Origin of the sequence: Thalassobaculum litoreum DSM 18839 (genome assembly GCF_900102465.1) — a bacterium.
Lineage (GTDB): Bacteria > Pseudomonadota > Alphaproteobacteria > Thalassobaculales > Thalassobaculaceae > Thalassobaculum > Thalassobaculum litoreum.
Map to the genome: position 1 here is coordinate 173,564 of NZ_FNBW01000008.1, position 22,456 is coordinate 196,019.

The following is a 22,456-nucleotide window of genomic DNA, read 5'->3' on the forward strand; positions in this document are numbered from 1 at the left end:
GCGTGAGCACGACGGCCGAGGTCCTGCGCGACCGCGAGGCGAAGGGGATCGCCCTCTTCATCGTGCTGGAGATCGTCGGGATCGTCGCCCTGGTCCTAGGCATCCTGGTGTTCGTGTCCCGCGCATCCCCGTTGGCGGTCCTGGCGATCTCCGTGCCGGGCCTTCTTGTCCTGACCGGCCTGCTGGTTCTCGTGCGCCGTCGAAAGTGGGTGACCGCCGCGGGTCTCGTCGCGATGGCCGTCTCGATCCTGGCGACCGGCCCGTTCGTCTTCCTGGAGTGGGAGGGAACCGGGACCTCCGCGGCCTATCTGGTGAAGACCGGCTATCCCATGGGGCTGGTCCTCCTGCTGGTCAGTGCGACCACCCTGCAGCCGCTCTATCCGGTGGTGGTGACGGTGCTGCTGGCCGTGTTCCGCGGGATTCTGATCTCGGTCGCCCTGGACGATCCCGCCACCGTGATGGCGACCCTGCCGACCTGGCAGGAACATGTGATGGGGCCGGCACTGCATCTCGGGCGGGTCGCCAACGAGACGGCGTTCCTGCTGGGCACCGGGGCGATCGTCGGCTTCTCGACCTGGATCGCCCGGCGTACGGTGATCTCCGCCGCGCGGCTGGAGCAGGCGGCCGGGCAACTCAGCCGCTACTTCTCGCCCGAGGTGGCCGAACGGGTGGCGACCGCTGATCCGGACTTCCTGCGGCCGGGCGGCAGCCTGCGCTTCGTGGCCGTGCTCGTCTCCGACATCGGCGGCTTCACCGCCCTGTCCGCCTCCATGGGTCCGGACGCGACGATGCGGTTTCTGGCCGACTACCAGAAGCGGATGACCGAGGTGATCTTCCGCAACGGCGGGTCGGTCGACAAGTTCATCGGCGACGGGATCCTGGCGACCTTCGGCGCCACCGGGGCGATGCCGGCGCCCTGCGCCCGGGCGGTGGCCACGGCCCAAGGCATGATGGACGCCCTGCAGGCCATCAATTCCGAGCGGCTGGCCGCCGGCGCCCCGCCGATCTCCCATCGCATCGGCGTCCATGCCGGCGAGGCCATGGTCGGCAATGTGGGCAGCGAGGACCGGCTGGAGTTCACGGTGATCGGCGATGTGGTCAACCTGGCCAACCGGATCGAGCAGGCCTGCAAGCAGACCGGCGACGCGGTTCTGCTGTCCGCAGCGGTGGTCGAGGCCTGCCCGGACGTTCCGGCCATGTCCCGCGGCCGGCCCGACCTTGCCGGCATCGACACGCCGCCCGAACTCTTCGCCCTGACGGGGCCGGCCCGGGGGATCGCTCCATGTTGATGTCCCTTCGCGGCCTCGCCCTCGACTGGCGGCTTCTGGCGTTCGGCTTCCTGATGTCGTTCTCGTCCAGCTTCGGTCAGACCTATTTCATCTCCCTGTTCTCGGCCGAGTTCCGCGCGGCCTTCGACCTGAGCCATGGCGGCTTCGGGACGCTCTACTCGGCGGCGACCCTGACGAGTGGGCTGCTGCTGCTCTGGGCCGGCGGCATGATCGACCGGGTGGATCTGCGGATCTTCGCCGCCATCGTGCTGGCCGGGATCGCCGCCGCCTCGGCCTTCGCCTCGGCCATGACCGGCCCCGTCACTCTCGTCATCGTGCTGTTCCTGCTACGGTTCTTCGGGCAGGGACTGGCGAGCCACACGGCTGTCACCTCGGTCGCCCGATACGCCGATGCGGGCGTGCGCGGCCGGTCGGTCAGCCTCGCCGCGCTCGGGTTTCCGGTGGGCGAGGCGGTCTGGCCGACGGTGGCGGTGGCCCTGATCGCCCTGATCGGCTGGCGCTGGACCTATGGCGGGGCGGGACTGCTGACGCTGGCGGTGTTCCTGCCGCTCGCCCTGCTTCTGCTGGCGACCCATGGGCGGCGCCACACCGATCTGATGGCGCGCACCGTTGACGAGGGGATGGAGGGCGCGCTGCGGCAATGGACCCGCGGCGAGGTCCTGCGCGATCCGACCTTCCTGTGGTCCCTGACCGCCGTCCTGGCGCCGTCCTTCATCGTCACCGGCATCCTGTTCCATCAGGTGTATCTGACGGAGTCGAAGGGGTGGGACCTCTCGATCTTCGCCACCGGCTATGTGGGATACGCCGTGTGTCAGATCGCCGTCGCCCTGGTGGCCGGCCCGGCGATCGACCGGATCGGCGCCCGGCGGGTGGCCCGGGTCTATCTGGCCCCGATGGTGTTCGGTCTGGTGCTGCTCGCCGCGTCGGATGCGGTCTGGGCCGGCCTGTTCTTCCTGGCCATGTGCGGCGCCACTTCGGGGGCGTCTTCCACCCTGCTCGGCACCCTCTGGGCCGAGATATACGGGGTCCGCCACCTGGGCGCGATCCGGGCTCTGGTGACCGCCTGTTCGGTGGTCTCCAGTGCCCTGTCGCCCGCCCTGATGGGCTGGGGATTGGATGCCGGTATCACCATGGAGGCGATCGCGCTGGCCTGCGCCGTCTATGTGGTGCTGGGAATCGGTGTTCTCTGGATCCTGTTCACCGGTCGCCGCCTGTCCGCGACCTGAGGCCTTCGATCGGGCATTGCCAAAGCGCGTGCCGACCCGTTCTCATCGCCCCTCACGTCTGTTTCGGAGGATGACATGGCGAAAGCCTACTGGATTTCCGCGTATCGCAAGATCAAGGACGCGGACAAGCTCGCCGCCTATGCCAAGCTGGCCGGTCCGGCGATCACCGCCGGCGGCGGGACGTTCCTGGCCCGCGGCATGCCGGCCAAGACCTACGAGGCGGGGCTGGCCGAGCGCACGGTGCTGATCGAGTTCCCGAGCGTCGAGGCCGCCGTCGCCACCCATGACAGCCCGGCCTACAAGGAGGCGCTGGACGCGCTGGGCGACGGTGCCGAGCGCGACATGCGGATCGTCGAAGGCGCCGAGTGAACCCGGCGGCGCCGGGTCCGTCATGCGATGGTCACCGCCATTGACGGACCCGGCCCGCTCGGCTATCCGCCCTTCGTGACGTCTGAAGCACCCATTCTGTTCATCGGCGGCCTTGGCGGCTCCGGGACCCGAGCGGTGGCCGGCACCATGATGGCGCTCGGCTACTACGCCGGCGGCTGCCTGAACGGCGCCAACGACAATCTGATCTTCACCGAGCTGTTCAAACGCCCCGACTGGATCCGCGGCAGCCCGACCCCGCAAGCCATCGACCGCCGCCTGGCGCTCTTCGAGCAGGTCATGCGCGAGGGCGTCGGCGCGATGTCGATGCTGCGCTGGCCGGCGCTGCGGCGGTTCCGGCGGCAGCAGGGGCGCGGTCTGGTGGGGACGCCGGGCGCCATCGGCTGGATGACCAAGGAGCCGAACTGCCACCTGTTCGTGGAACCCATCCTGGAGCGCTGGCCGGACGCGCTGTTCGTCTATGTCACCCGCCATCCGTTGGACATGGCCTACAGCGACAACAAGGGGCAGCTCGGCAACTGGAGCTGGCTCTTCGATCTCGATCCGGACGGGTTTGCCGCGCCGGAGGCGGCACAGCTCGAATACTGGATCCGCACCCAGCGGCGGCTCGACGGCCTGCTGGCGCGTCACGAGGGCCGGATCTATCCGCTGAATTTCGACGCCTTCGCGGCCGATCCGGTGCCCCATGTGGCAGCACTCGCAGGCCGACTGGGGCTGGCGCCGGACCCGGCGGCCCTGGCGGCGGCGACCCGCGAGGTGATCGTGCCCTCGACCGTCGGCCGGTGGCGCGAGCGCGATCTCTCGGTCTTCACTTTGGAACAGCTGGAGTTCTGCCGGCGGACCGGGTGGCCGGTCGATCCGTAGCCGGCTCGGCCGTCCCGGAGACCAGGGGGAGTTCGATCGTCACCCGCGTTCCGGTCTCCGCCGAGCTGTCCAGCGTGACCCGGCCGTCCATGCGCTCGGCCATGGTCTTCACGATCGCCAGGCCGAGCCCGGTGCCGTCGACGTCTTCGGAGTCCGTCCCGGCGTTCATCGGGTTCATCCCGCGATAGAACGGGTCGAAGACATGGGGCAGGTCGCGCGGCGAGATGCCCGGACCGTCATCGATGACGATGATCGCGGCCCGGTCGTCCCGGCGCGCCACCTCGAGCCAGACACGTCCCTCCGCGCGACCGTATTTCGACGCGTTGGTGAGCAGATTGATCAGGATCTGCTTCACGGCGCGGGTGTCGCCGCGGACCCTGTCCGTTGGGGCCAGCGTGTTCGTGACCACCAGGGCCTGGGTCCGGCGCGACAGGATCGGACGGACGATGGCCTGCACCTCCGCGACGACGGCGCTCACGTCCACCTCGTCCTCCGACAGCGTGCGGTCGCGGGAGCGGATCGAGGAGAATTCCAGGATGTCCTGGATCAGGTCCAGCAGGTGCCGGCCGGATCGGTTGATATCTCCGGCGTACTCCCTGAATTTGTCCTGGGAGAGCTGAATCTGGTCCGTGGTCATGAGTTCCGACAGGCCGATGATCGCGTTGAGCGGCGTGCGCAGCTCATGGCTCATGCGGGCCAGGAAGGCGTCGGCCGCCCGCGCCGAGGCCTCGGCCTTCTCCAGCGCGGCGGTCATCGCTTCGCTGCTGGCCCGGGCCTGGGTGTTGTCGAAGCCGACCACCAGCCGGCCGCCATCGGAGGTCGGGCGGTCGTGGATCCGGATCCAGCGGTCGCCGAACCGATAGTCGTGTGAGCCGGTCGCCGACCAGTAGCGCTGCAGCCGGTCGACCACGGCCATCTCCCTGGTCTCGGCGTCGAGGTCCGGATCGCCGCGCCGGATGATGTCGCGGGTCAGGTTCTCGATCGTCGTCTCGCGCAGGTGGATGGACTTGGGATCGAGCCGGAACGTCTGCATGAACGCCTGGTTCATGAACAGAACCGTGCCCATGTCGTCGAACAGGGCGATCAGTTCCTGGATGCCTTCAAGGGCGGCGCCGACCAGCATCGAGTTGACCCGGTTGCGCTCGATATCGGTGACATCCCGCGAGACGCCTTCATAGCCGAGGAACCGGCCCTGGCGATCGTAGCGCGGCGTGCCCGACACCATTACCAGGCGGTCGGTCGGGATCGCCTTCACCCGGTAGATGAAATCCTGATACGGCTCCCGGCGGGCCAGCGCCTTGCGGTACTGGTCCCATTTCTGCGTGGTGGTGTCTTCGGCGGAGACGTCTTCCCGGCGGAAGCCGATGCGCCGGCCCGCGGCGATGGACGGTCCGCCCCAGACCCGCAGGAACCGGTCTTCGGGATCGGTCTCGAAGTACCATTGGCCATGGCTGGCCGAGATCGCCAGCGACCGCGTCTCGGTTTCCGTTCGCCCGCCGTCCTCCATGAGGGAGCCCTCGGTCAGCAGCGACAGCCAGACCATGCGCCCGTCGGGATCGACATCCGGATGCCGTTCCAGGTGCACCGTCAGCGCCTCGCCCCAGGCCCTGACAATTCGGATCTCGCCGTCGAACGATTCCCGGTCCTTCAGGTGCCGGGCGAGGCGGGAGACGAGGTCTGGGTTGTGTTCCCGATATCCCAGCAGCTCGTCGCAGATCTGGCCCACCGCGTCCGCCCGCTGGAAGCCGGTGACCCGTTCGAAGGCCGGGTTGACCCACAGGATGCGCTGGTCGCGGTCGGTGATGATGAACGCGCGGCGCATATGGGCGAGGGCTCGTTCCTTGCGCCAGGTCCGCAGATCGACCGGCGGCAGGGTCGGCTCGGCCGGCGCCCCGCGGCCGATGCGCAGGAGATCGAGGGTGCGCCTGAGGTCGTCCTCCAATGCATGGGCGAGGGCTACGGAATGGAAGGTCGCGACAAGTGACGTCTGCCCGCCCTCGGTTCCGGCCGGGTCCAACGCGAACCGGCGCTGGTCGGGCGACAGCCCGCCGGGGTCGGTCGCCAGGGTGGCGGAGGAAACTGCCGGGAGATCCGAGACCAGGGCCAGCACGAGCTCAGGCTCCGGCTGGCCGTCGCGCGTCACGGCCAGGCCGGCGCTGCCCCTGATCAGATGGCGCAGGGACGGCAGCAGCCTGGGGTCCATGTCGAGGGGGGCGGTATCACCAGTGGCCTTCCTCGCGTGGCCGGACCCGTCAACGCTTCGGTCCGGATCACGGTCATCCTGCGTCATCGGTCAGTCATATCCTGACTTTGTTATTCAGAGCAGGAATCGTAAGGCTTAATGTTTCACTGAGACATTAAAATCTACGCCGAACACTCATGAGCCGGCCGAAATAATACGGCCGGCTCTACTATGACTGGCTGTGTCGGGGAGTTATCCCTCACTGCACGTCGAACTGATAACTCACCGGCGCATAGCGGAATCCGTCGCCCTGCGCTTCCACATAGCCAATATTGGGGAAGGGCATGTGGTAGCCGGAGAACGGAATCCGGTCGGCCGCGATCATGCCGAACACCTTCCGGCGTGCGGCCGCCGCGGCGTCCTTGTCCATGTCGAAGCGGACGTGCCAGTCCGGCTTCTGCAGCGAGACCACATAGTGGTTGGCGGTGTCGCCGGTGATCATGAGCCGCTGGCCCGCGCTCTCGGCATGGAAGGCGAGATGCCCAGGCGTATGGCCGAAGGCGCTGACCGCGGTGATGCCGGAAACCACATCCTGATTGTCGTCGATGAAGGTCATCTTCTCGGCGAAGGGCACCACGTTGGCCTGTACCAGCTTGCCGACCCGTTCGGTGGGGCCGCTCGCCTTCTCCTGGGGCGACCAGAAGTCGTACTCGACCCGGCCGGCGACGTAGCGGGCATTGGGGAAGGCCGGGGTGCCGTCCTCCATCAGCCCGCCGATATGGTCGGGGTGGAAATGGGTCAGGACGACGATGTCGATCTGTTCCGGCGTATAACCGGCGCCGGCGAGGAGCGCGCGGAGTTGACCCGCGTCGGGCCGGCGCCCGGCGCCGTTGCCGGTGTCGAACAGGATCAGCTCGGCTCCGGTGTTCACGATCACCGGCGAGAAGCCGATGGTCATCTTCTTCGGCGGCAGGAAGTTCTCGGCCGCGAGCGCCTCGACCGCCTGGGGCTCCTGGTCCGTGCCGAAGATCGGGTGCGGGCCGTCCAGGGCGATGAAGCCGTCATGGATCACCGTGACCTCGAACTCGCCGAGCTTGAAGCGGTGATGGGTCCGCTGGGTCGGGCCGAGCAGGGGCGCGCTGGCACCGGCCGGCGGGGCGGTCAACACGCCGGAGGCGGCGAATGCGGTGACGCCGGCGGCACCCAGAAGGGCGGCACGGCGGGTCAGGCGTGTCGGTGTGTCGGTCATCGGGCTACTCCCTATTGTCGTTGTATGCTTTGGGTGATCGGAGGGTTGATCGAGCCGAAAGATAGGTCGCCGCCGGCGGCCGACCAGCGATCCCGGCAGGGGCTTCGGAAAACAAGGCGCCGATGTAGCTGCCGTAGCTGAGGCGCACCGTATTCCATCGTCAGCCCGCCTCGCCGGCGGTCTTCAGGATCGTCGCCACATGGACGTCCAGTTCCCGGCCCATGGCGGTCAGGTCGTCGATCCCGTAGGCGCCGAAGACCTGGCTGGGCCGCCGGTAGGTCACCCGGGCGGTGCCGTCCTCGGTTTCGGTCACATAGAGCCGGATCGGCGCCTCGATTCCGGCCGCGGTGCTGGCCCGCAGCATCCGGCGGGCGTAATCCGGGCGAAAGAACAGGAAGACCCGGTTGCCGGGCACGGCCTCGTTGAAGGCGTTCCGGATGGCGCAGGTCGCACAGGAGATGCCGACGATGTTGAAGCCGTTGTCCCCGATCGCCTTCGGCAGCGCGTCGATATAGGCGGCGAACGGCCGGTGCGTGTCCACGGTGACGGTGCCGCCCGGCGTCTCGGCGACGGCCGGTGACGCGAGGGCAAGGAGCAGGACGAGCAGCAGGGCACGCATGACAGCCTCCGTAGCCGGGTCGTCCGGTCATACGGCACCGCGTGGCGGGGGCGAACACAACACTGCGTGAGGCGACGTGAAGCGCCGGTCCGGCTGGCTGCTACGTCTTGTGGTCTTTATTCGCCGTCTGTCCCGGTGTAGGGAACACCCGCCTTCCTGTCCGGAGTACCCTTATGCCTGAATTTGGCGGCGAACTCGCCAGCTACCTTCCGTCCATCCTCGTCCTGATTTTCACCGGTGCGGTCGCCGGCCTGCTTGCCGGTCTGCTCGGCGTCGGCGGCGGGATCGTCATCGTGCCGGTGCTGTTCAACATGTTCGACGTGCTCCACCTGCCGCCTGAATGGGCCATGCACGTGGCCGTGGCGACCTCCCTGGCGACGATCATCCCGACCTCGATCTTCTCGATGCGGGCGCATTGGAAAAAGGGGAACGTGGATGTCGATCTGCTGAAGGTCTGGGCGGTCTGGGCGTTCGTCGGCGCCACCATCGGCACCATCCTGGCCGGCCAGTTCAAGAGCTGGATGCTGACCGCGATCTTCGCCGTCGTCGCCTCCCTGGTGGCGATCAACATGGCGAGCCGCGACGGACTCAAGGTGGCCGATTCCCTGCCGGTCTCCAAAATCAAGAATGCGATCATGTCGTTCTTCATCGGCGGTTTCTCGGTGACCATGGGGATCGGGGGCGGGACCCTGTCCGTGCCGACCCTCTCGGCCTTCAACTTCCCGATCCATCGCGCCGTCGGTACCGCCGCCGCCCTCGGCCTGCCGATCGCCATTCCCGGCGTCATCGGCTTCGCCATCGCCGGCTGGGGCGTGGAGAACCGGCCGCCGCTGTCGATCGGCTTCATCAACATCATCGGTTTCCTGCTGATCTTCCCGCTGTCCTCGCTGATGGCGCCCTACGGCGCGGCCATCGCCCACAAGCTGAACCGGGTCTGGTTGCGGCGCGCGTTCGCCCTATTCTTGGGGGTGACGGCGGTGCGGATGTTCCTGCGGCTGTACGAAGTCTTCTCGTAAGGACACTATCCTGCCGGAAGGTGGGGCGCAGGGCGACGCGGATCCGCCAACGGGAGGAAAACATGACCGAGAGCATCAGCGCCGGGGTGATCGGCCTCGGCTCCATGGGAATGGGCGTAGCCCGCTCGCTGCGCCGGGCGGGGATCGAGACCTGGGGCTGCGACGTGGTGGATACCCGCCGCAGCGAGCTGGAGGAGATCGGCGGCCATTGGGCCACCAGTCCGTGGGAACTCGGCAAGAATGTCGATGTCGCCATCGTGCTGGTGGTGAACGCGGAACAGACGCGCAGCGTTCTCTTCGCCGACGCGGGCGCGGCGGAATCCATGGCGGCGGACTCCGTCCTCATCGCCAGCGCCACCGTGCCGGCGGCCGACGCGGTCGCCATCGGCCAGGATCTGGCCGACCGCGGCATCCACATGATCGACGGCCCCGTCTCGGGCGGTGCGGTCGGTGCCAATGCGGGCGAGCTGTCGATCATGGCGTCGGGGCCGGACATCGCCTTCGACCTGGCCCAGCCGGTGCTCGATGTCATCGCCAAGAAGGTCTACCGGCTGGGCACGGCCCACGGCATCGGTGCCTCGGTGAAGACCATCAACCAGCTCCTGGCCGGCGTGCATATCGCGGCGGCCTGCGAGGCGATGGCGCTGGGTGTGCGCGCCGGGGTCGACCCGCACACCCTGTACGAGGTGATCTCGAATTCGGCCGGTGCCTCCTGGATGTTCAACAACCGGGTCCCGCACATCCTCGACGGCGACTACGCGCCGAAGAGCGCGGTCGACATCTTCGTGAAGGATCTCGGCATCGTGCTGGAGACCGGCAAGCGGCATACCTTCCCGCTGCCGCTGACCGCCGCCGCCCATCAGCAGTTCCTTGCCGCCGCCGCCGCCGGCCTCGGACGCGAGGACGACAGCGCGGTGATCAAGGTGTTCCAGAAGCTCGCCGGGATCGAGCTGCCGGAGGGCCCGGAGGGCCCGGAGGGCAAGGACGGCTGATCCGCCGGTGCGTGTCGGCGGCCCAGGGGCGTGCCGGTTCGGATTTGGTTCTAGAATGGGGCCGGCAGCCGTCCCGGAGCTGCTGTCGACGAACCGCGCGGTCGCACCGAAATCGACGATCAGGACGATAACCGTCGCCGGCAGTTCCGGCCGCCGTATCAGCCCGGCGCTGCGCTCGCGGTTCCGGTATAGGACAGGATCACTCGACCCGCACCGCGCCGTCCTCACAGGAACAGGCAGCCGATGCCGTAGCAGTCGGCGCCGAAGACGTGAACCGTCAGCCCCCAGGCCGCCAGGTCCAGCAGGGCCATGAGCAGGGTGACCGGCAGGCCGACGAAGATCAGCACGTACAGGATTGCCCACCACGTGTAGTGCCGGCGCTGGACCTCGTGACCAAGGATGGTTACGGGCTTGTTCTTAATGCCTACCATGGACGCAAGAGTAGCCTCGGCGCGGCGGAGACGGAACCACTATGGCGGTAGTCCGAAGCAAAAGAAGGCCGGCTTCCCAGGCCGGATGGTCGGGCGGCGAGCGTGCCGGACTGGTGCTGACCTGGGATGGGGTCGACATGCGCCGCTGGATGGATCTGCACAGTGCGGTGCCGATGGCGCCGCTGGAGCAGGCCTGGATGTATGGCGACGCGATCGCCGCCGGCTCGCCCTACCGGCCGACCCGGGGCGTGGTGACGCGGGACGGCAAACCGGTGGCCATCGTCCAGGCGCTCGAATGGTCCTTCGTCCGGGCGGCCCGGCTGGCCAAGGTGGTGCGCGGGCCGCTGTTCCTGAAGGATGTGACCGAAGAGGAATGCGTGGCGGTCCACCGGCTGATCGCCGACCGCTGGCCGATGCCGAGGCTGAACTGGCTGTTCTTCACGCCGGAGATGATCGATGGGGATTTCTCCCGATCGGTCATGCGCAGCCTGAACCTGAAACAGACCGTCACCGGCTATTCCACGGCCTGGATCGATCTGACGGTGGGGGCCGACCGCCTGCGGGCCGGCCTGAACCAGAAATGGCGCAACCAGCTTCTCGCGGCGGAGGGCGAGAAGCTGCGGATCCGCGACGCCCATTCCGGTCAGGCGTTGAACTGGCTGCTTGCCCGCTACGATGCGGAGCGCAGGCGCAGGCGGTTCCGTGCGGCGAGCGGCGCCTTCGCCGCCGCCCTGGCGATCTGCGCGCCCCGCCCGCGCGACGTGCTGCTGCTCCAGGCCGAGCGCGGGTCCGAGCCGCTCGCTGGCGTGCTGTTCCTGCGCCACGGGTTCTCCGCCACCTATCAGGTCGCCTACACCAGCGAGGCCGGGCGTGCGGCCAACGCCAACCGTCTCCTGCTGTGGGAGGGCATGCGCCGGTTGGCCGCCGACGGGGTGCGCTGGCTCGACCTGGGCGGCGTCGACGCCGCCATGGAGGGCGTGAGCCGCTTCAAGCTCGGGACCGGGGCCGCGCCGGTCACGCTGGCGGGGACCTGGATGTAAGGGGTCCCGCAGAACCGGCTGTGTCACTGGTGTCAGTCGCGTCTGCGAAGGCTTGGAACTTCGCTTTTCTGGAATTGTTCAAAGGTAGGGCGCGCCATCCGGATCGCGCTCTCATCCGCGACCGATTCCAGAAACCGCGAGGGTATCCCCATGCAAGACGAGCCGTTGTATCGCCCGACCAGCGACAGCCAGATGTCCAATGAGCGGACCGAGCATCCGGCGGAACGGGGGCAGGGCGGGGAACTGCACCAGACCCCGCGCGGCGACACCCCCCGGATGACGACGGCCCAGGGCACGCCGGTCTCAGACGATCAGAACAGCCTGAAGGCCGGCGCTCGCGGGCCGACCCTGATGGAAGACCTGCACTTCCGCGAGAAGATGTTCCACTTCGACCACGAGCGCATTCCCGAGCGTGTGGTCCATGCCCGCGGCTACGGCGCCCACGGCTATCTGGAAGTCACCGACGCAATTCCCGAGCTGACGTCCGCCGGCCTGTTCCAGAAGGAAGGCAACCGGGTTCCGGCCTTCGTGCGCTTCTCCACCGTGGCCGGCAGCAAGGGCTCGCCGGATCTGGCGCGCGACGTGCGCGGCTTCGCGGTGAAGCTCTATACCGAGGACGGCAACTGGGACATCGTCGGCAACAACATCCCGGTGTTCTTCATCCAGGACGCCATGAAGTTTCCCGACCTGATTCATTCAGTGAAGCCGGAGCCGGATCGCGGCTTCCCCCAGGCGCAGTCGGCCCACGACAATTTCTGGGACTTCGTCTCGCTGATGCCGGAAGCCATGAACATGGTCATGTGGGTCATGTCGGACCGCGCGATCCCACGCTCCCTGCGCTTCATGGAGGGCTTCGGCGTCCACACCTTCCGGTTCGTCAACGCCGAGGGCGAGGGAACCTTCGTCAAGTTCCACTGGAAGCCGAAGCTGGGCATGCAGTCGGTGGTCTGGGACGAGGCGGTGACCCTCAACGGCGCCGATCCGGACTTCCACCGCCGCGACCTGTGGAACGCGATCCAGTCAGGCGACTTCCCGGAATGGGAACTGGGCGTGCAGGTGTTCGACGACGCCTTCGCCGACACGTTCGAGTTCGACGTGCTGGACGCGACCAAGCTGATCCCCGAGGAGCAGGTGCCGGTGCGGATCATCGGCCGGCTGGTGCTCGACCGGGTTGTCGACAACTTCTTCGCCGAGACCGAGCAGGTGGCGTTCTGTACCCAGAACATCGTCCCCGGCATCGACTTCACCGACGATCCGCTGCTCCAGGGCCGGAACTTCTCCTACCTGGACACCCAGACCAAGCGGCTGGGCGGGCCGAACTTCACCCATATCCCGATCAACGCACCGAAATGCCCGTTCCATCATTTCCAGCAGGACGGGCACATGGCGATGCACAACCCCAAGGGCCGGGCGAACTACGAGCCGAACTCCTGGAGCCAGGGAGGACCCCGTGCCGCCCCCAAACAGGGTTTCCAATCGATCGCCGAGCGGGTGCAGGGCGACAAGCGTCGGGTGCGCTCGGAGACCTTCGCCGACCATTACAGCCAGGCCCGGCAGTTCTACCGCAGCCAGACCGGGGTGGAGCAGGGTCACATCGCCAACGCCCTGGTCTTCGAACTGTCGAAGGTCGAGGTTCCCGGCATCCGCGAACGCGTGGTCTCCCACCTGCTGAACATCGACGACGGCCTGGCCCAGGACGTGGCCGAGGGGCTGGGACTCTGGACCATGCCCAAGGCGGCCGATCCGGCCCGGACGCCGATCGACCTGCCGGTCTCCGACAAGCTGTCGATCCTGAAGAACGGCCCGGACCGGTTCGAGGGGCGCAAGCTCGGTCTGCTGGTGACCGACGGCGCCGATGCCGATCTGGTCGGCGGGCTGATGGATGCGGTCGAAGAGGCCGGCGGCACGGTCGAGGTGGTCGCGCCGAAGGTCTATGGCGTGACGCTGTCCAACGGGAAGACCCTTGCGGCGCAGCAGAAGATCGATGGCGGGCCCTCCGTCCTCTACGACGCGGTGGCGATCATCGTCTCGGAGGACGGTGCCGCCGACCTGAAGGCGATGCACCCGGCCCGGGCCTTCGCCGCCGACGCCTACGCCCATGCCAAGTTCATGGCCCTCAGCGAGGCCGCCGGCGCACTGCTGGACGCGGCCGGCGTCACCGACCGGGACGACGGCATGACCGTACTGTCCGGCAAGGCGGAGGCGGCCGGTTTCATCAAGGCCTGCTGCAAGCTCCGCTACTGGGACCGGGTGAGCTGAGGACCCCGTAGCCTGCGATCTGACGGCCGGCTCCCTCCCGGCTCCCTCAAGCCGGCGGTGTCGCGGACATCGCCGGCTTTTTTTTGCCGAGTCGGCCGTGCTGTGAATTTCAGTGATTTACAACATACCGACTAGTTGGTATGTATTTTCTTCGACGAAGGAGAGTCCGATGCCGCGCCCCCCTGCCGGAACGCCGAATGCCCGTGACAAGCTGCTGGATGCCGCCCTGTCGGTGATCCGGGCCAAGGGATATTCGGCGACCAGCGTCGACGATCTCTGTGCGGCGGCCGGCGTGACCAAGGGGGCCTTCTTCCATCACTTCAGGAGCAAGGAGGCCCTGGCGGTGGTGGCGGCGGATCACTGGTCGGAGACGACCGGGGGTCTGTTCGCCTCGGCCGCCTACCACCGGCAGACCGACCCGCTGGATCGCGTACTCGGTTACGTCGATTTCCGCCGTTCGCTGATCGCCGGCGAGGTCTGCGAGTTCACCTGCCTGGTGGGTACCATGGTGCAGGAGGCCTACGACGCCCATCCGGACATCGCCGCCGCCTGCGGGCGCAGTATCTTCGGCCACGCCCGGACTCTGGAGGCGGACATCGCGGAAGCGATGGAGCGTCGGGGTATGGCCGGCGGCGGCTGGACCGCGGCCGGCCTCGCCCGTCACACCCAGGCAGTGCTTCAGGGCGCCTTCATTCTGGCCAAGGCCGGTGGCGGGCCCGACGCCGCGGTCGAGCAGATCGACCATCTCAAACGCTACATCACGCTTCTGTTCGAAGCCCGCCCCGGGGAGGGACTGCCGTCATGATCACGCCGATCGAAAGACCCGACGACCGCACGCTCGTCCTGGAGCGGGTGCTCGATGCGCCGCGCACCGCCGTGTGGCGGTGCTGGAGCGAGCCCGATCTGCTGATGCGCTGGCACTGCCCGAAGCCCTGGCAGGTGACCGCCGCCGAGATGGACCTGCGCCCGGGCGGCCGCTTCAACACGGTGATGGAGGGGCCGGATGGCGAGCGCATCGAGAACACCGGCTCGTTCCTGCAGGTCGAGCCCGGCCGTCATCTCACCTTCACCGATGCCTATAGCGAGGGATTCGTGCCGTCGGGCAGTCACTTCATGACCGGCTTCGTCACCCTGGAAGAGGCGGGGGAAGGTCGGACCCGGATGTCCTGGGGCGCGCGGCATCCCTCGGTGGAGACGACGCGGCAGCATCTTGAGATGGGTTTCGAGGCCGGCTGGAACGCCGCCACGGACCAGCTTGAGGAACTGGCGGCGTCGTTGCCCCGGCCGTTGGGCGCGGATCCGCTGTTCAGGGCGAAGGCGCGGACCTGTCTGTTCCTGCCGCATGGGGCCCTGGAGGCGGCGGAGTTCTATTGCGGGCTGCTGCCGGACAGCGGGATCGACCAGGTGTATCGCCCAGACCCGAACGGCCCGCCGCTGGTGGTGGAGTTCACCCTGGCCGGCACGCCCTATATGGCGATGAACGGCGCGCCGCCGTCGGCGCCCTCCCACGCGGTCTCGATCTCGATCCTGACCGAGGACCAGGGAGAGACCGATCGGCTTTGGCATGCGCTCTGCGCCGATGGCGGCGAGGGAGGCAAGTGCGGCTGGCTGCGCGACCGGTTCGGCCTGCACTGGCAGATCGTGCCCAAGGCGCTGCCGCGTCTCATGCATGCCGGCGACCCGCAGGCGGCGGGGCGGGTGAGCGCGGCCCTGATGGCCATGGGCAAGATCGACATTGCCGGTTTGGAGGCGGCCTTCGAAGCGAGCGGCAGTCAAACCGCCTGACCGCGGGCGCCAAGCCCACCAGGTTGCGTCATGCCGACCGGGAATACGGCTCCGCGCTTCCTATGCAGGCCTGCGGCGTAATGTCGCGGTTTCTGATGTCGGTTTATAGGGCGCCTGTTAGGAAAATTTTACGCGCCAGAGTTACTCCCGGTTCGGCGTCATGAAACCGTAACTATTAGTATTATAAAAGAGTTTTATGAAAATGAATCTCAATTCATGCACGAATGGTAGAAGCATTAAGATTTTATGCAATCTTAAGTAATTTTAATGTAATAATAACCATTCCCCCATACTTTTTACGTCGCGATTGAGGTTCTGGATCACGGGGAACACCATGACAAAAGATCTGCGCGCCCATGTTGACTTTATTGAACTTACAAAAAGTGAGCGTAATCTGCTGTCGGAGTTCTTTCCGGTGGTGGAAAAGCACCTGGATGGAATACTTGAGCGTTTCTATCAGAAGATGATGGGTATCCAGCATCTTTCGGCGATGTTCGGCTCGTCGGAACAGCAGAACCGTGCTGCCAGGGCTCAGGCCTCGCACTGGAAGCGGATGTTCACGGCCGGGGACGATCCGTCCTATTTCGACTCGGTCCAGCGCATCGGCGAAGTCCACAACAAGCTCGGCCTCGAGACCTCCTGGTATATCGACGGCTACACCCGCATCACCGCGGAACTGCACAAGCTCGCCATTCGCCATTCGCTGACCGGCTTCTCCATGAAGGCGGCCGCTCAGCGCGCCGAGGACCTGGTCGCCGCACTCGACAAGGTCATCCTGCTCGACATCAATCTGGTGATCGGGGTGTATCTGGACGCCAAGGAGCGGGATCACCACAAGCGGCTCTCTGACCTCTCCGTCCAGTTCGACGAGTCGATCGGAAAGCTCACCCATTCCCTGTCCACCGCGGCGGAAGCGATGGGCCAGACCGCGGCCGGGCTGACCGGCGAAGCCGATGCGACCCGCAACGCCTCGTCCATGGCGGTCTCGCGCGCCTCCGACATGAGCGTGAATGTCCAGACCATCTCCAGCGCCATGGAGGAGATGAGCGCGACCATCGCCGAGATCTCCCAGCAGGCGAACGGCGCGGTGAACGAGATGCGCGGAGCCGCCACTCTGGCGTCGAACGCGACGGAGACCGTGGGCGACCTCGCCACGGTCACAACGGAAATCTCCAACGTGCTGAGCCTGATCCGCGACATCGCCGACCAGACCAACCTGCTGGCGCTGAACGCGACCATCGAAGCGGCCCGGGCGGGCGATGCCGGCAAGGGCTTCGCGGTGGTCGCCGGCGAGGTTAAGAGCCTGGCCAAGCAGACCGGCGACGCGACCGTGGAGATCACCTCCCTGGTCGACCGCATCCAGCAGGCCTCCGGCCAGAGCTGCGAGATCGTCGCCTCGATCTCGGAGACCATCAGCCGCATGGAGGAGATGGCCCAGGCCATCGCCGGCGCGGTCGAGCAACAGAACGCCGCGACCGGGGAGATCACCCAGAACGTGGCCCAGGCGACCCAGGGCACCCAGGAGGTCACCCGCCTCGCCGAGGACGTTCAGGGGACGGCCGACCGCACGTCGGAAGCCGCCGGTTCGGTCACCACGGCGGCGGACGGCCTGATGGCCGACATCAAATCGCTGACGGAGCAGTCCTCCGCCTTCGTCGGCAAGATCAGCGCGATGAACTGATCAGGCTCAAGGCTGCGGGGCGCCCCTTACGCCCTGTAGCCCGGCTCCTCCCGATCCAACATCCGGCGCAGGGCGGTGAAGTGCCGATCGGCCACCGCTTTGCGCTCGGTCTCCATCTGACCCTTCACCCGGGCGCGGACATTGTCGCCGATCCGCCGCAGGGTGCCGCCCGTCGATTTGGCATGGACCTGGAACATGCAGGCGCGCTCCAGGTAGTACAGGTCGTTGAACGCGTCGGCCACGGTCGGCCCGCTCACCATCACCCCGTGGGACGCCAGCATCAGGATCGGCTTGCCGTCCATCTGGGCGGCCATCCGGTCGCCCTCCTCGGTCGCCAGGGCCAGCCCCTCGTAGTCGTCGTCATAGGCGATGCGGTCGTCGAACATCAGCGCGTTCTGCTCGACCATCTCCAGCCGTCCGCCTTCCAGCAGGGTCAGCGCCGTGGCGTAGGGCTGGTGGGTGTGCAACACCACCGCGGCGTTCGGGTGGTTGATGTGGATGCGCGAGTGGATGCAGAACGCCGTCGCCTCCACCGTCTCGCTGCCCTCGAGCACCGTGCCGTCCACGTCGCACAGCACCAGCGAGGAGGCGGTTATCTCCGACCAGTGCCATCCGAACGGATTGATCAGGAACTTGTCGCCCTTGATGCTGCCGTCCGGTTCCGGGACGGCGGCCGAGAAGTGGTTGTCCACGCCTTCGTTCATCCCCATCCGTGCGGCCCAGCGCAAGGCGCAGGCGAGGTCGACGCGAAGCTGTTGGACGGTGTCCGCATGGGATGCGGGCTTGCTCATCTCGTTCATCTCAGATCCTCCTCAACCGTGTCCGACCCGGAAATCGTTCAGGCCGCAGGCATCCGTGCCGCGCAGCAGCCAGAGCGGCCGGGTGGTGAAATCGACCAGGTTCCCCTTGGCCTGAAGCGCGCGGCCGATCTCGCGGTCGAAATGCGAGGTCGTCGGCATGTAGCGGCAGACATAGCCGGCGCGGCGCCTGTCCGACCGGTTCGGTTCGGAGCCGTGCACCAGATAGACGTCGTGCAGCGAGACCTGCCCGGCCTGCAGCACGAAGTCCACTGCCTCGGCCTCGTCGTACTCGTCGGGCGAGAGCACCTGGTTCAGGGCAAGCTCGTCGCTGTCGTCCTGGGCATGGGCGCGCAGGCGCTGCTGCTTGTGCGAGCCGGGGATGACCCGCAGGCAGCCGTTCTCCGGCGTGGCGTCGTCGAGCGCGATCCAGGCCGAGCAGGTGGCCAGCGGCCGGATCGGCCAGTACTCGCCGTCCTGGTGCCAGGGCACCCGCTTGCCGGTGCCCGGCGGCTTGCCGAACACGGTGGTGCCCCACAGCGCGATATCCGGACCGATGAGCTGCTCGACCATGTCGAGGATCTCGGGGATGCGGGCGTAGTCGAGCCAGACGCCGGCGCCCTTCAGCCCCTGTACGCCGCCCGCCGGGATGTGCGGGCAGATCATGTTGTCGGAGCCGACGCCCGGATTGGCGGCCTTCAGCGCCTCGAAATCGGCGCGCATCCGGTCCAGCACGGCCGGCGGCAGGCGCCAGTCCGGGATGACGTATCCCTGATCGTGATAGTGCGCGACCTCGGCATCGGACAGCCGATGCGAGGCGGATGCGTGGATATTCATGGCGGCGTTTCCTCTTTTTTCGCCATGCTAGGCCTGCAAACCGGCCGGGTGAAGAGGCTGACGATATCGTCGCCGCTCCGCCCCGCCGGCGTCGGCTCTTGCCGGACTGCCGGGGTGCGGTATTTTTCCTTTGGCGAGCACACTACCCAACCCCCAAGATTTCGGGCATAACCCCGCGCCATGACGAGTGATCTCTCCCATATCCGCAACTTCGCGATCATCGCCCACATCGACCACGGCAAATCGACCCTGGCCGATCGGCTGATTCAGATGTGCGGCGGTCTCACCGAGCGTGAGATGAAGCATCAGGTTCTCGACTCGATGGATATCGAGCGCGAACGTGGCATCACCATCAAGGCGCAGACGGTCCGGCTGATCTACGACGCCAAGGACGGCAGGCGCTACACCCTGAACCTGATCGATACGCCGGGTCACGTCGACTTCGCCTATGAGGTCAGCCGGTCGCTGGCGGCCTGCGAAGGCTCGATCCTGGTGGTCGATGCCGCCCAGGGGGTGGAGGCGCAGACGCTCGCCAACGTCTATCAGGCGATCGAGGTCGATCACGAGATCATCCCGGTCCTGAACAAGGTTGACCTGCCGGCGGCCGAGCCCGAGCGGGTGAAGCAGCAGATCGAGGACGTGATCGGCCTGGACGCCTCCAACGCGATCATGATCTCGGCCAAGACCGGCCTCGGCGTCGACGCGCTGCTGGAAGCCATCATCGAGCGCCTGCCCCCGCCCAAGGGCGACCGCGAGGCGCCGCTGAAGGCGATGCTGGTCGACAGCTGGTACGACAGCTATCTCGGCGTGACCTGCCTGGTGCGGGTCCATGACGGCGCGCTGAAGAAGGGCCAGAAGGTCAAGATGATGCAGGCGGAGGCCCTGCACATGGTCGAGCGGGTCGGCGTGCTGACGCCCAAGGGTCTCGCCGTCGACGAGCTCGGTCCGGGCGAGGTCGGCTTCATCAACGCCTCGATCAAGACCGTGGCCGACACCAATGTGGGCGACACGATCACCGAGGAGAAGCGGCCGACCGCCAAGGCGCTGCCGGGCTTCAAGCCGAGCGTGCCCGTGGTGTTCTGCGGCATGTATCCGGTCGATGCGGCCGATTTCGAGGATCTGCGCGACAGCCTGGAGAAGCTGCGGCTGAACGACGCCAGCTTCCAGTTCGAGGCCGAGACCTCGGCGGCGCTGGGCTTCGGCTTCCGCTGCGGGTTCCTCGGCCTGCTGCACCTGGAGATCATCCAGGAGCGCCTGGAGCGCGAGTTCGATCTCGACCTGATCACCACCGCGCCGAGCGTGATCTACAAGATCCACAAGACCGATCGCACGATGATCGAACTGCACAACCCGGCCGACATGCCGGAGGTGATGAAGATCGACCACATCGAGGAGCCGTGGATCAAGGCGACGATCTTCGTGCCGGACGAGTATCTCGGTCCGATCCTGGCCCTGTGCACCGAGCGGCGTGGCGAGCAGATCGAGCTGACCTATGCCGGCAACCGGGCGATGGTGGTCTACCGTCTGCCGCTGAACGAGGTGGTGTTCGACTTCTACGACCGTCTGAAGTCGATCAGTCGCGGCTATGCCAGCTTCGATTACCAGATGGACAGCTACTCCGAGAGCGACCTGGTGAAGCTGTCGATCATGGTGAACGCCGAGCCGGTGGACGCGCTGTCGATGATCGTGCACCGCTCCCAGGCGGACCCCCGCGGCCGGGCGATGTGCGCGCGGCTGAAGGAACTGATCCCCAGGCAGCTCTTCAAGATCGCCATCCAGGCGGCGATCGGCGGCAAGGTCATCGCCCGCGAGACCGTCAGCGCGATGCGCAAGGACGTGACAGCGAAGTGCTACGGCGGCGACATCACGCGCAAGAAGAAGCTTCTGGAGAAGCAGAAGGAAGGCAAGAAGAAGATGCGGCAGTTCGGCCAGGTCGAAATCCCGCAATCCGCCTTCATCGCCGCGTTGAAGATGGACGCCTGACGGGGGTCTGTCCCTTTTTCCGCTCTGTTCGTCTTCCCGGCCTCGTGCCGGGATCGAGACGTCGACGTGCCGGAGCTTCTCCGGTAAGGGCCGCAGCCGCTCCATCTCTGGGTCCCGGCGCGAGGCCGGGAAAACGGGATGGGGCAGGGGGAGGGGCTACCTCCGATGTCCCGCCCGCGACTTCGCGATCTGCCGGCTCAGCAGGATCACCGGCAGCAGCCCGACCGCGACGATGGTCAGCGCCGGGGTGGACGCCTGAGTCAGGCGCTCGTCGGCCGCCAGGTTGTGGGCCTGCACCGCCAGCGTGTCGAAATTGAACGGCCGCAGGATCATCGTCGCCGGCAGCTCCTTCATCACGTCCACGAACACGATCAGCCCGGCGGTGAGCAGGCTGCCGCGCAGCATCGGCAGGTGAACCCGCTTCAGCGTCGCCCGGGGCGGATGGCCGAGCACGCGGGCCGCCTGGTCCATGCTGGGGGTGATCTTGGTCAGCCCCGCCTCGGCGGTCTGCAGCGACACCGCCAGGAACCGCACCAGATAGGCGTAGATCAGGGCGACGATGGTCCCCGTGACCAGCAGGCCCGTGGACACGCCGAACAGGCTGCGCGCCGCGTCGTCCACGCTGCGGTCGACGATGGAGAACGGGATCAGGATGCCGATGGCGATCACCGAGCCCGGCACGGCGTAGCCCAGCGCGGCAAGGCGGGTCAGCACGTGGGTGGTGCGGTTCTTCGACAGCCGGTTGGCATAGGCCAGCAGCAGCGAGACCAGCACCGCCAGGATCGCGGTGATCCCGGCCAGGGTCACGCTGTTCAGGGTCAGGGCCAGGTAGCGTGCGCCGAACAGCTTGTGCCCGCCGATCGCGGTCATGTGCATCAGCAGGATGGTCGGCAGCACGAAGCCGACGAACACCGGCAGCGCGCAGGCCAGGATCGCGCCGGCCGCCTTGATCCCGGTGAGCCTGAAGCCGGGTAGCGCGCGGTGGGTGTTGGTCGTGTGGTCGAACCGCCGGCGGCCGCGCGACACCTGCTCCAGGGCGATGACCAGGACGACGAAGGCCAGCAGCCCGGTGGCGAGCTGGGCGGCGGCCACCCGGTCGCCGAACGAGAAGATCGCCCGGTAGATCCCGGTGGTGAACGTCTGCACGCCGAAATAGGAGACGGTCCCGTAATCGGCCAGCGTCTCCATCAGTGCCAGGGCCACGCCGGCGACGATCGCCGGGCGGGCCAGGGGCAGAGCGACCCGCAGAAAGGCCCGGGCCGGCGACTGGCCCAGGGTCCGGCTGACTTCCAACACGCAGACCGACTGCTCGAGGAAGGCGGCGCGGGACAGCAGGTAGACATAGGGGAACAGGGTCGCCGTCAGCATGACGATGGCGCCGCCGAGCGAGCGCACTTCGGGAAACCAGTATTCCCGCGGCCCGAGGTCGAAGGTCAGGCGCAGCAGCTCCTGCACCGGGCCGGCATGCTCCAGGAAATTGGTATAGGTATAGGCCAGCACATAGGCGGGCGCCGCCAGCGGCAGCACCAGCGCCCATTCCAGCATCCGGCGCCCGGGGAACCGGCACATGGTCACCAGCCAGGCCGTTCCCACGCCGATCACTCCGGTACCCACCGTCACGCCCAGGGCCAGCAGCGCGGTATTGGCGACGTAGGTCGGCAGCACCGTGTTGATCAGGTGCGTGATCAGATCGGTTTGCGCCAGACCGTGCAGGGCCACCGCCAGGATCGGCGTGGCCACCAGCGCGCAGATCACGGCGGGAGCGAGGAAGAAGCGATCGCGAAAAGGCATGCGGTTCCCGTGGCGCGCGGAACTGTCC

Annotated in this window: 19 protein-coding genes; 12 read left to right on the forward strand and 7 right to left on the reverse strand. The window is 67.1% G+C overall.

The window, feature by feature from the left end:
- The first annotated feature begins 2 nt into the window (after positions 1–2).
- The 4 genes from BLS34_RS14370 to BLS34_RS14385 all read left to right on the forward strand — a co-directional run bounded on the left by BLS34_RS14370 (position 3) and on the right by BLS34_RS14385 (position 3,766).
- Positions 3–1,289 carry an adenylate/guanylate cyclase domain-containing protein gene (locus BLS34_RS14370; protein ID WP_175474234.1) on the forward strand — a complete coding sequence of 429 codons (1,287 nt, stop codon included), beginning with the start codon at positions 3–5 and terminating at the stop codon, positions 1,287–1,289.
- Positions 1,283–2,515 carry an MFS transporter gene (locus tag BLS34_RS14375; RefSeq protein WP_038013793.1) on the forward strand — a complete coding sequence of 411 codons (1,233 nt, stop codon included), beginning with the start codon at positions 1,283–1,285 and terminating at the stop codon, positions 2,513–2,515. The genes BLS34_RS14370 and BLS34_RS14375 overlap by 7 nt, the downstream gene beginning before the upstream one ends.
- A 75-nt stretch (positions 2,516–2,590) precedes the next feature.
- Positions 2,591–2,884: a DUF1330 domain-containing protein gene (locus BLS34_RS14380; RefSeq protein WP_028793617.1), complete on the forward strand. Its 294-nt coding sequence runs from the start codon at positions 2,591–2,593 to the stop codon at positions 2,882–2,884.
- A gap of 27 nt (positions 2,885–2,911) precedes the next feature.
- A complete protein-coding gene (locus BLS34_RS14385) occupies positions 2,912–3,766 on the forward strand; it encodes a sulfotransferase family protein (RefSeq protein WP_093151282.1) in 855 nt (284 codons plus the stop codon).
- Here the strand turns inward: BLS34_RS14385 and BLS34_RS14390 are convergent.
- The 3 genes from BLS34_RS14390 to BLS34_RS14400 all read right to left on the reverse strand — a co-directional run bounded on the left by BLS34_RS14390 (position 3,711) and on the right by BLS34_RS14400 (position 7,816).
- Positions 3,711–5,969 (reverse strand): sensor histidine kinase, encoded by a 2,259-nt coding sequence (locus BLS34_RS14390; protein ID WP_175474235.1) that lies wholly within the window; start codon positions 5,967–5,969, stop codon positions 3,711–3,713. The two genes, BLS34_RS14385 and BLS34_RS14390, sit on opposite strands and share 56 nt — an antisense overlap.
- A 238-nt stretch (positions 5,970–6,207) precedes the next feature.
- Positions 6,208–7,197, reverse strand: a complete 990-nt coding sequence (locus BLS34_RS14395; RefSeq protein ID WP_093151285.1) for an MBL fold metallo-hydrolase — start codon at positions 7,195–7,197, stop codon at positions 6,208–6,210.
- A gap of 160 nt (positions 7,198–7,357) precedes the next feature.
- Positions 7,358–7,816 carry a DUF302 domain-containing protein gene (locus BLS34_RS14400; protein ID WP_093151287.1) on the reverse strand — a complete coding sequence of 153 codons (459 nt, stop codon included), beginning with the start codon at positions 7,814–7,816 and terminating at the stop codon, positions 7,358–7,360.
- Between the two features lie 173 nt (positions 7,817–7,989).
- On the opposite strand from BLS34_RS14400, the gene BLS34_RS14405 reads away from it, so the two are divergent.
- Positions 7,990–8,832, forward strand: coding sequence for a sulfite exporter TauE/SafE family protein (locus BLS34_RS14405; RefSeq protein WP_038013798.1), 843 nt, complete (start codon positions 7,990–7,992; stop codon positions 8,830–8,832).
- Between the two features lie 62 nt (positions 8,833–8,894).
- On the forward strand, positions 8,895–9,824 hold the full coding sequence (gene ltnD, locus BLS34_RS14410; RefSeq protein ID WP_093151289.1) for an L-threonate dehydrogenase: 930 nt from the start codon (positions 8,895–8,897) through the stop codon (positions 9,822–9,824).
- A gap of 224 nt (positions 9,825–10,048) precedes the next feature.
- Here the strand turns inward: ltnD and BLS34_RS25485 are convergent, their stop codons facing one another.
- A complete protein-coding gene (locus BLS34_RS25485) occupies positions 10,049–10,255 on the reverse strand; it encodes a hypothetical protein (protein ID WP_139189333.1) in 207 nt (68 codons plus the stop codon).
- A gap of 137 nt (positions 10,256–10,392) precedes the next feature.
- Between BLS34_RS25485 and BLS34_RS14415 the strand changes: the two genes are divergently transcribed.
- The 5 genes from BLS34_RS14415 (at position 10,393) to BLS34_RS14435 (ending at position 17,020) form a co-directional block, all read left to right on the forward strand.
- Positions 10,393–11,295 carry a GNAT family N-acetyltransferase gene (locus BLS34_RS14415; protein ID WP_139189335.1) on the forward strand — a complete coding sequence of 301 codons (903 nt, stop codon included), beginning with the start codon at positions 10,393–10,395 and terminating at the stop codon, positions 11,293–11,295.
- A 150-nt stretch (positions 11,296–11,445) separates the two neighbouring features.
- The gene (locus BLS34_RS14420; RefSeq protein ID WP_093151293.1) at positions 11,446–13,554 is read left to right on the forward strand and encodes a catalase; all 2,109 of its coding nucleotides are present in this window, start codon (positions 11,446–11,448) and stop codon (positions 13,552–13,554) included.
- Between the two features lie 169 nt (positions 13,555–13,723).
- On the forward strand, positions 13,724–14,359 hold the full coding sequence (locus tag BLS34_RS14425; RefSeq protein WP_028793624.1) for a TetR/AcrR family transcriptional regulator: 636 nt from the start codon (positions 13,724–13,726) through the stop codon (positions 14,357–14,359).
- Entirely contained in the window at positions 14,356–15,339 is a 984-nt protein-coding gene (locus BLS34_RS26215) for a VOC family protein (RefSeq protein ID WP_215906115.1), read from the forward strand. The genes BLS34_RS14425 and BLS34_RS26215 overlap by 4 nt, the downstream gene beginning before the upstream one ends.
- 334 nt (positions 15,340–15,673) lie before the next feature.
- Positions 15,674–17,020 carry a globin-coupled sensor protein gene (locus tag BLS34_RS14435; RefSeq protein WP_084618739.1) on the forward strand — a complete coding sequence of 449 codons (1,347 nt, stop codon included), beginning with the start codon at positions 15,674–15,676 and terminating at the stop codon, positions 17,018–17,020.
- Positions 17,021–17,046: 26 nt separating this feature from the next.
- Here BLS34_RS14435 and BLS34_RS14440 read toward each other — a convergent pair whose 3' ends face one another.
- Together BLS34_RS14440 and BLS34_RS14445 are read right to left on the reverse strand one after the other, a co-directional pair.
- Entirely contained in the window at positions 17,047–17,820 is a 774-nt protein-coding gene (locus tag BLS34_RS14440; protein ID WP_245701982.1) for an aldolase, read from the reverse strand.
- 12 nt (positions 17,821–17,832) lie between these two features.
- Positions 17,833–18,654, reverse strand: coding sequence for a phytanoyl-CoA dioxygenase family protein (locus tag BLS34_RS14445; RefSeq protein WP_093151295.1), 822 nt, complete (start codon positions 18,652–18,654; stop codon positions 17,833–17,835).
- 180 nt (positions 18,655–18,834) lie between these two features.
- Here BLS34_RS14445 and lepA point away from each other — a divergent pair, with 180 nt between their 5' ends.
- A complete protein-coding gene (gene lepA, locus BLS34_RS14450) occupies positions 18,835–20,637 on the forward strand; it encodes a translation elongation factor 4 (RefSeq protein ID WP_028793626.1) in 1,803 nt (600 codons plus the stop codon).
- A 156-nt stretch (positions 20,638–20,793) separates the two neighbouring features.
- Here the strand turns inward: lepA and BLS34_RS14455 are convergent, their stop codons facing one another.
- Positions 20,794–22,428 carry an ABC transporter permease gene (locus tag BLS34_RS14455; protein ID WP_093151298.1) on the reverse strand — a complete coding sequence of 545 codons (1,635 nt, stop codon included), beginning with the start codon at positions 22,426–22,428 and terminating at the stop codon, positions 20,794–20,796.
- Positions 22,429–22,456 lie beyond the last annotated feature (28 nt).

Excerpts from the sequence above, each read along its gene's own strand:
- BLS34_RS25485 (WP_139189333.1), bottom strand. The coding sequence starts at position 10,255 with ATGGTAGGCATTAAGAACAAGCCCGTAACCATCCTTGGTCACGAGGTC.
- BLS34_RS14395 (WP_093151285.1), bottom strand. The coding sequence starts at position 7,197 with ATGACCGACACACCGACACGCCTGACCCGCCGTGCCGCCCTTCTGGGT.
- lepA (WP_028793626.1), top strand. The coding sequence starts at position 18,835 with ATGACGAGTGATCTCTCCCATATCCGCAACTTCGCGATCATCGCCCAC.
- BLS34_RS14425 (WP_028793624.1), top strand. The coding sequence starts at position 13,724 with ATGCCGCGCCCCCCTGCCGGAACGCCGAATGCCCGTGACAAGCTGCTG.
- BLS34_RS14435 (WP_084618739.1), top strand. The coding sequence starts at position 15,674 with ATGACAAAAGATCTGCGCGCCCATGTTGACTTTATTGAACTTACAAAA.
- BLS34_RS14440 (WP_245701982.1), bottom strand. The coding sequence starts at position 17,820 with ATGAACGAGATGAGCAAGCCCGCATCCCATGCGGACACCGTCCAACAG.
- BLS34_RS14420 (WP_093151293.1), top strand. The coding sequence starts at position 11,446 with ATGCAAGACGAGCCGTTGTATCGCCCGACCAGCGACAGCCAGATGTCC.
- BLS34_RS14375 (WP_038013793.1), top strand. The coding sequence starts at position 1,283 with ATGTTGATGTCCCTTCGCGGCCTCGCCCTCGACTGGCGGCTTCTGGCG.
- ltnD (WP_093151289.1), top strand. The coding sequence starts at position 8,895 with ATGACCGAGAGCATCAGCGCCGGGGTGATCGGCCTCGGCTCCATGGGA.
- BLS34_RS14415 (WP_139189335.1), top strand. The coding sequence starts at position 10,393 with ATGCGCCGCTGGATGGATCTGCACAGTGCGGTGCCGATGGCGCCGCTG.
- BLS34_RS14405 (WP_038013798.1), top strand. The coding sequence starts at position 7,990 with ATGCCTGAATTTGGCGGCGAACTCGCCAGCTACCTTCCGTCCATCCTC.
- BLS34_RS14385 (WP_093151282.1), top strand. The coding sequence starts at position 2,912 with ATGGTCACCGCCATTGACGGACCCGGCCCGCTCGGCTATCCGCCCTTC.
- BLS34_RS14400 (WP_093151287.1), bottom strand. The coding sequence starts at position 7,816 with ATGCGTGCCCTGCTGCTCGTCCTGCTCCTTGCCCTCGCGTCACCGGCC.
- BLS34_RS14455 (WP_093151298.1), bottom strand. The coding sequence starts at position 22,428 with ATGCCTTTTCGCGATCGCTTCTTCCTCGCTCCCGCCGTGATCTGCGCG.
- BLS34_RS14390 (WP_175474235.1), bottom strand. The coding sequence starts at position 5,969 with ATGGACCCCAGGCTGCTGCCGTCCCTGCGCCATCTGATCAGGGGCAGC.
- BLS34_RS26215 (WP_215906115.1), top strand. The coding sequence starts at position 14,356 with ATGATCACGCCGATCGAAAGACCCGACGACCGCACGCTCGTCCTGGAG.
- BLS34_RS14380 (WP_028793617.1), top strand. The coding sequence starts at position 2,591 with ATGGCGAAAGCCTACTGGATTTCCGCGTATCGCAAGATCAAGGACGCG.
- BLS34_RS14445 (WP_093151295.1), bottom strand. The coding sequence starts at position 18,654 with ATGAATATCCACGCATCCGCCTCGCATCGGCTGTCCGATGCCGAGGTC.